This window comes from Demequina lignilytica, from assembly GCF_030418375.1.
Lineage (GTDB): Bacteria > Actinomycetota > Actinomycetes > Actinomycetales > Demequinaceae > Demequina > Demequina lignilytica.
On the sequence record NZ_JAUHPZ010000005.1, the window covers coordinates 145,711 to 152,083 of the forward strand.

The 6,373-nt window shown below is 72.5% G+C and carries 9 protein-coding genes; 8 read left to right on the plus strand and 1 reads right to left on the minus strand.

The window, feature by feature from the left end; all coding sequences use genetic code 11:
* Positions 1-15: 15 nt before the first annotated feature.
* Genes QQX13_RS09460 through QQX13_RS09495 form a run of 8 tightly spaced genes read left to right on the plus strand, consistent with a single transcriptional unit; the run spans position 16 to position 5,696 of the window.
* Entirely contained in the window at positions 16-912 is an 897-nt protein-coding gene (locus QQX13_RS09460) for an NADH-quinone oxidoreductase subunit B family protein (RefSeq protein ID WP_301153268.1), read from the plus strand.
* Positions 909-2,216, plus strand: a complete 1,308-nt coding sequence (locus QQX13_RS09465; protein ID WP_301153269.1) for a Ni/Fe hydrogenase subunit alpha — start codon at positions 909-911, stop codon at positions 2,214-2,216. Before QQX13_RS09460 ends, QQX13_RS09465 begins: the two co-directional genes overlap by 4 nt.
* Positions 2,213-2,698 (plus strand): hydrogenase maturation protease, encoded by a 486-nt coding sequence (locus QQX13_RS09470; protein WP_301153270.1) that lies wholly within the window; start codon positions 2,213-2,215, stop codon positions 2,696-2,698. The genes QQX13_RS09465 and QQX13_RS09470 overlap by 4 nt, the downstream gene beginning before the upstream one ends.
* A complete protein-coding gene (locus QQX13_RS09475) occupies positions 2,698-2,925 on the plus strand; it encodes a HypC/HybG/HupF family hydrogenase formation chaperone (protein ID WP_301118519.1) in 228 nt (75 codons plus the stop codon). Before QQX13_RS09470 ends, QQX13_RS09475 begins: the two co-directional genes overlap by 1 nt.
* Positions 2,926-2,927: 2 nt before the next feature.
* Positions 2,928-3,170, plus strand: a complete 243-nt coding sequence (locus tag QQX13_RS09480) for a HypC/HybG/HupF family hydrogenase formation chaperone (RefSeq protein ID WP_301153272.1) — start codon at positions 2,928-2,930, stop codon at positions 3,168-3,170.
* A complete protein-coding gene (locus tag QQX13_RS09485; RefSeq protein WP_301153274.1) occupies positions 3,167-4,096 on the plus strand; it encodes an EamA family transporter in 930 nt (309 codons plus the stop codon). Before QQX13_RS09480 ends, QQX13_RS09485 begins: the two co-directional genes overlap by 4 nt.
* Positions 4,093-4,941: a DUF6390 family protein gene (locus tag QQX13_RS09490; RefSeq protein WP_301153275.1), complete on the plus strand. Its 849-nt coding sequence runs from the start codon at positions 4,093-4,095 to the stop codon at positions 4,939-4,941. The genes QQX13_RS09485 and QQX13_RS09490 overlap by 4 nt, the downstream gene beginning before the upstream one ends.
* A gap of 41 nt (positions 4,942-4,982) precedes the next feature.
* Entirely contained in the window at positions 4,983-5,696 is a 714-nt protein-coding gene (locus tag QQX13_RS09495; RefSeq protein ID WP_301153276.1) for an energy-coupling factor ABC transporter permease, read from the plus strand.
* Between the two features lie 30 nt (positions 5,697-5,726).
* Here the strand turns inward: QQX13_RS09495 and QQX13_RS09500 are convergent, their stop codons facing one another.
* Positions 5,727-6,176: a hypothetical protein gene (locus tag QQX13_RS09500; RefSeq protein ID WP_301153278.1), complete on the minus strand. Its 450-nt coding sequence runs from the start codon at positions 6,174-6,176 to the stop codon at positions 5,727-5,729.
* Positions 6,177-6,373: the final 197 nt, after the last annotated feature.

Consider the following 6,373-nt stretch of genomic DNA (forward strand, 5'->3'; position numbering starts at 1 on the left):
AAGAGGAGGCGTGTCATGGGCGACATACCGATCGATGCATCGTCCCCCGCGGGCGCGGGTGAGGACACGGCGGAGCACGGCCACCCGCACACGCATCCCCACGTCGAGACCCCCGCAGCGGCGACGCCCGCGGCCCCCAAGCCCAAGCTCGCGGTGTGGAAGTTCGCCTCCTGCGACGGCTGCCAGCTGAGCCTGCTCAACTGCGAGGACGAGCTCCTCCAGATCGCCGACTCCGTCACCATCGCCTACTTCCCGGAGGCCACTCGGGCGATCGTCGCCGGACCGTACGACCTGTCGCTGGTCGAGGGCTCCATCACCACCCCCGAGGACGTGCGCCGCATCCACGAGATCCGCGAGCAGTCCGCCACGCTGGTGACCATCGGCGCGTGCGCGACCGCCGGCGGCATCCAGGCGCTGCGCAACTTCGCGGACGTCGACGCGTTCCGCTCGATCGTCTACGCCCACCCCGAGTACCTCTCGACGCTCGACACGTCGACCCCGATCGCCAGCCACGTCGACGTCGACTACGAGCTCCGCGGCTGCCCGGTGGACAAGGCCCAGCTGGTCGAGGTGCTCGCCGCGTACCTCAACGGTCGCAAGCCGCGGATCCCGACCTACTCGGTGTGCGTCGAGTGCAAGCTCAAGGGCAACCTCTGCGTCCCCGTCGCCACCGGCACGCCCTGCCTGGGGCCGGTCACGCAGGCTGGCTGCGGGGCGCTGTGCCCGAGCTACGGGCGCGGCTGCTACGGCTGCTTCGGGCCGTCGGACTCGCCCAACACCGAGGCGCTCACGCGGCAGCTGGCGGAGCTGGGGATGGACGACCGGGACATCGTCCGCGTCTACCGCACCTTCAACGCGGGGGCGCCGGAGTTCCGGGCGGCGTCCGAGGCCGTGGAGGCGGGTGCGCGATGACCCATCAGCTGAAGGACGGCGGGCAGGTGATGCACGTCGGCATGCTCGCTCGCGTCGAGGGCGAGGGCGGCATGCACATCGAGTACCGCGACGGGAAGGTGGTGGACGTCAAGCTCAACATCTTCGAGCCGCCGCGGTTCTACGAGGGCTTCCTGCGGGGCCGCAAGTTCACGGAGCCGCCGGACATCACGGCGCGCATCTGCGGGATCTGCCCGGTGGCGTACCAGTCCGCGTCCACCGAGGCGATGGAGACCATCTGCGGGGTGACCACCACGCCCGAGATCCAGCTGATGCGGCGGCTGCTGTACTGCGGCGAGTGGATCGAGTCCCACGCCCTGCATATCTTCATGCTGCACGCGCCCGACTTCCTCGGGTACGAGAGCGCCCTCGACATGGCGAAGGTCATGCCGGACGTGGTCAAGATGGCCCTGCGGATCAAGAAGGCGGGCAACGACCTCATGACCGTGGTCGGGGGCCGCGCGATCCACCCGGTCAACGTGAAGGTCGGCGGCTTCTACCGGATGCCGACCGTCGCCGAACTGCTGACGCTGCGGCCCGCCCTCGCGCAGAGCCTCGAGGACGCGCTCGCCGCCGTCGAGCTGGTGTCGACCTTCGACTTCCCTGCGATGGAGCAGGAGTACACGTACGTCGCGCTGCGCCACCCCGAGGGCTACCCGCTCGAGCGCGGCACCGAGGTGGTCGCGACCTCCGGCGTGCGCTTCCCGGTCGCCGAGCTCGCTCAGCACATCGAGGAATTCCACGTCGAGCACTCGAACGCGCTGCACGCCCGCTTCGACGGCGGCACCTACTTCGTGGGCCCCCTCGCGCGGTACTCGCTGAACTTCGATCAGCTCAGCCCGCTGGCCCAGGACAGCGCGCTCAAGGCCGGCCTGGGGGAGACGTGCCGGAACCCGTTCAAGTCGATCATCGTGCGGGCCGTCGAGCTCGTGTACGCGCTCGAGGAGGCGCTCAGCATCATCGACCACTGGCGCGACGGCTATCCGCCGTCCGTACCGGTCGCGCCCCGGGCGGGGGAGGGGATCGGCGCCTCCGAGGCCCCGCGAGGGCTGATCTGGCATCGCTACGTCATCGATGACGAGGGGATCATCAGCGACGCGCAGATCGTGCCCCCCACCTCCCAGAACCAGGCCTCCATCGAGATGGACCTGCGGACGGCGGCCGAGCAGTGGGCCGACCTCGACGACCACATGCTCACCCACCGCTGCGAGGAGGCCATCCGCAACTACGACCCGTGCATCTCCTGCGCCACCCACTTCCTCGATCTGCGGGTGAAGCGATCATGAGCGAGAAGCTGGTCATCGGCCTCGGCAGCCCCGATCGCGGGGACGATGCCGTGGGCGGGGTGGTCGCGGAACGGATCGCCGCATCGTCCCTCCCGGGGGTCCGGGTGATCCCGCTGGAGGACCCGCTGTCGCTGTCGCAGGCGTGGGACGGCGCCGCGGGCGCCGTGGTGATCGACGCGGTGGCCTCGGGCGGGCCGCCGGGCGCGGTGCACGTGCGGGAGGTGGGCGCCGGCGCGGAGCCGCTGCCGACGCACGCGTTCACGGCCGCGGGGCGCGGCGGCAGCCACGCGTTCGGACTGGCGGGCGCGGTCGAGCTGTCGCGCACGCTCGGCACGTTGCCGCGGCGGGTCACGGTGGTGGGCGTCGAGGCGGCCACGTTCCAGCACGGTCGGATGTCCCCGGAGGTCACGGAGCGGGTCGACGATGCGGTGCATGCCGTGCTCGTCGCGCTCAAGGAGATGGACACGGAAGAGGTGCGGTGATGCAGGACACGGAGCTCGCCAAGGTGGTCGAGGTGCATCAGGACGGGCGCGCGGTGGTCGAGCACGACGGCATGCGCGAGGAGGTGCTCGAGCTGTCGTTCGTCGACGAGGACATCGAGGTGGGCGACTGGGTGCTGGTCAAGGCCGGGTTCGCCATCGAGCGGCTGACCGACCGCGACGCCCGCAAGCTGCTGCACGAGCACCTCGTGGGTCAGGCGAAGGAGTAGCCATGTGCCTGGGTGAGATCGGCCGCGTCGAGTCCGTCGACGCCGACGGGCGCGTGAGCGTGCGCGTCGGCGCGAGGCTGCGGGATGCGGCCGCGCTCATCCCGGGCGTGGTGCCGGCCGTGGGGACGTGGGTGCTGATCAACTCCGGGATCGTGCTCGAGGAGCTCGAGCCGGAGCGGGCGCGCGACGCCCTCGAGATCCGGAACGCGTGGCACCTGCAGGAGCCGATGGAGGTGGCGTCATGAAGGCGGCACGGAGGACCGGGCTGGCGCTCGCGGGGGTGACCGCGCTGATCTCCGGCGTGGCGGTGTACGTCAACGGCAACGGGGTCGCCGCGTACGGCGACGCGACCGCGTACACCACCGCCAAGAACCTCATGGCGGCGCTGGTGATCGGGCTGGTGTTCGCGACGGTACGGCGCTCGCGTGGGGGGAGCGCCGCATCGTTCACCCGGCCGGCACGGCCGGGGCAGTGGGCCGGGCTCGCCTACGTCGCGGTGCTGGGCGGCGCGGTGCCGTTCGTGATGTTCTTCGAGGGGCTCGCGTCGACCGCGTCGACGCAGGCGGCGTTCCTGCACAAGCTCCTGGTGGTCGGGGTCGCGGTGCTCGCCGTGGTGGTGCTGAAGGAGCGGCTCACGTGGTGGCACCTGGGCGCGATCGCGCTGCTGGTCCTCGCGCAGCTGGGGTTGGCGGGGGACATCAGTCTCGTGGGGGACCCGGGGACCGCTCTGGTCGCCGGAGCGACGGCGCTGTGGGCCGTCGAGGTGGTGGTCGCGAAGCGGCTGCTGGCGGGGATGACGCCGTGGACGGTGTCGATCACCCGCATGGCCGGAGGGTCGCTCGCGCTGCTCGCGTGGTGCGGCGCCACCGGCAGGCTGGGGGCCGTGATGCCCGCGACCGCTGCGCAGTGGTCGTGGGTGATAGTCACGGGCGTGCTGCTCGCGGGCTACGTGCTGACGTGGCACCAGGCGCTCGCGCGGGCGCAGGCGGTCGACGTGACCGCTGTGCTCGTGCTCGGCGCGCTGGTGACGGCGGCGCTCGCGGGCGTGCTCGACGGGGCCGCTCTGGGCGCGCAGGCGCCGTGGCTCGCGCTCATGCTCACCGGCGGGCTGCTCGTGTGGATCGCTCCTGCTCGCCATCGCAACCCCGCTCCCAGGAGGGCCGCCTCATGACCGACACCGCGCATCGTCCCGACCAGCTGCACCGCCCCCACGCCCCGCATCGTCCCGCGCCGCCCGCCGGCGACCTCGCGCCCACCGACAAGGGCGCGCTCCTGTTCGGCCGCTACGCCTTCCCGCCGAACGACCTGGGCTACTGCGGTCCGGACCGCGCCGACGAGCTCCTCGAAAGGGTGAGCGCCGGCGCGTCCGGACCCGGTCTCGAGGAGGTGGTCCGGGCGTTCGAGGGGGCGTGGCCGTACCTGGAGCACATCGGCGAGTGCCTGGGACGGGCGCCGCTCGACCCGGTGGTAGTGGAGACCTACTGGCTCGGCGGTCCCGAGCTGGACCGCTGCGGGGGAGCGTCCTTCGCCTCGTCCCTCGAGGAGAGGTTCCGGCCGCGTCTCACCCGGCTGGAGTTCGAACGGCTGGTCGCGGCCGTCACCGCCGGCGGGACCCCGCACCACAACTTCCACGTGTTCGCCGTGTACCCGTGGGTGGGGCTGCTGCGGAACGGGCACGTCGACGGGCCGCTCGAGGTGCTCGACAAGTGCCGGATCCGCTGTGGGCAGGTGCTGTCGATCGAGGGCGACACCGCGCTGGTCGAGAGCCGGCACCTCGTCTGGGAGAACGGGATCCTCAGCCTCGCGCCGCCGACGGCGGAGCTCGCGAGGTTCCGGCGGGACGGGCAGACGCTCGCGCCCGAGATCAGGCCCGGCGGCTACGTGACGCTGCATTGGGACTGGATCTGCGACTGGATCGGCCCCATGCGGCTCACCCGGCTGCGGAAAACGACCGCGCGGGAGATCGCGGCGGTCAACAGCTGTGCGTACTCGGCGCCCGCCGCGGTGCTGTCCTGAGGGTCTTCGGTGGTTCGGTGGTTCGGTGAGAGGGGGCGATCATGCATATCCCTGATGGAGTGCTCGATCCCGTGGCGTTGACGGTGACGGGGGTCGCGGCGGTGGGGGCGGTCGGTGCCGCCGGCTGGAGCCTGCGGCGCGGGAGCCCGCGGGTCGCCTCGGCTCTGGTGGGGGCCGGCGCCGTGCTGGTCGCGCATCTGGTGGACGTGCCGGTGTACGGCGCCCACACCGCCCACCTGGTGGGCGGTGCGCTGCTCGCGATCGCGCTCGGGCCGTGGCTGGGGCTCGTGGTCATGGCCGCGGTGCTGGCGCTGGAGGCGCTGGTGCTCGCTGACGGGGGAGTCCTGGCGCTGGGCGCGAACGTGGTCGTGATGGGCGTGGTCGGTGTGCTGGTCGGGTGGGCCGTCTATCGCGGCGTGCTGCGGCTGGTGGCCGGGACCGGGTCTGTGGGGTCGATCTCCGATGCCTGGCGCGTCGGTGCCGCGGCGCTGGCGGCAGGGGCGAGCGTTCTCGCCTCGTCGGTGGTGCTGGTCGGGGTGCTCGCCATGGGCGGTGCCGCGGTGGCGGTGTCCGGCGCGGCGCTCGAGGTGCTGATCCCGCATCACCTGCTGTGGGCGCTGCTCGAGGGAGCGGTGACGGGCGCGGTGGTGGCGGTCGGGCTGGCGTGGCGGCGCTCGCGGGCGCGGGCGCTGGCGCGGGCCGCCGTGGCGCGGCAGGTGCACGTGCTGGACGGGGACCTCGACACGCTGGGGTGAGCGGCCGCTCCGCGGCGACCCAGCGCCGGCCTACGAACCGAGGCCGATGATGAGGATCGCCGCGGCGGCGAGGGCGATGTTGAAGGCGAGCGCGCGCGTGGCACGGACGCCGACGCCGGCGCGCCTTGCGCGGCGGGCGTAGCGCATGCCGATCCAGCTCGGCGCGCCCAGCACCATCCCGCCCGCCAGGATCGCCACCCAGCCGAGCGGGCCGGCCTCGCGCAGGGTGTCCTCGCCGGGGACCCTGCCGAACCACGAGAACACCCAGTAGCCCAGCGCGAGCGCGACCCAGAACCACAGGAAGTAGGCCATGTTGATCGAGTAGGCGAGGCTCAGCTGACGGCGGGCGTGGGAGCCGGCGAGGCGCGGAGGGGGTGCGGTCGCCGGACGCGAGGCGCCCGTGGGCGGTGCGCCTTCATGTGGTGCGCCCGTGGGTGGTGCGCCTGTGTGCGGCGCCTCCGGCACCTCGGGGTGGGACATCGTCGGCCTCCTCGGGTCCACGCTATCGGGCCGGTAGGGCTGGAGGTGGGCACACGGCGAGGAGCGCTTGGATTCCGCGCCTTCCGGCCGCGCGGCCACGCCGCGAGTCGAAGGCGCTCCCCGTTCCGACTGATGTCCCCAGGCTGGGTCGGGCGGGCCCGAATTCACATGTCTACCAGGGTGGATGATCGGATCCC

Bases quoted from the DNA above. Each gene is read 5' to 3' on its own strand.
- QQX13_RS09460 (WP_301153268.1), top strand. From the start codon at position 16: ATGGGCGACATACCGATCGATGCATCGTCCCCCGCGGGCGCGGGTGAG.
- QQX13_RS09465 (WP_301153269.1), top strand. From the start codon at position 909: ATGACCCATCAGCTGAAGGACGGCGGGCAGGTGATGCACGTCGGCATG.
- QQX13_RS09470 (WP_301153270.1), top strand. From the start codon at position 2,213: ATGAGCGAGAAGCTGGTCATCGGCCTCGGCAGCCCCGATCGCGGGGAC.
- QQX13_RS09475 (WP_301118519.1), top strand. From the start codon at position 2,698: ATGCAGGACACGGAGCTCGCCAAGGTGGTCGAGGTGCATCAGGACGGG.
- QQX13_RS09480 (WP_301153272.1), top strand. From the start codon at position 2,928: ATGTGCCTGGGTGAGATCGGCCGCGTCGAGTCCGTCGACGCCGACGGG.
- QQX13_RS09485 (WP_301153274.1), top strand. From the start codon at position 3,167: ATGAAGGCGGCACGGAGGACCGGGCTGGCGCTCGCGGGGGTGACCGCG.
- QQX13_RS09490 (WP_301153275.1), top strand. From the start codon at position 4,093: ATGACCGACACCGCGCATCGTCCCGACCAGCTGCACCGCCCCCACGCC.
- QQX13_RS09495 (WP_301153276.1), top strand. From the start codon at position 4,983: ATGCATATCCCTGATGGAGTGCTCGATCCCGTGGCGTTGACGGTGACG.
- QQX13_RS09500 (WP_301153278.1), bottom strand. From the start codon at position 6,176: ATGTCCCACCCCGAGGTGCCGGAGGCGCCGCACACAGGCGCACCACCC.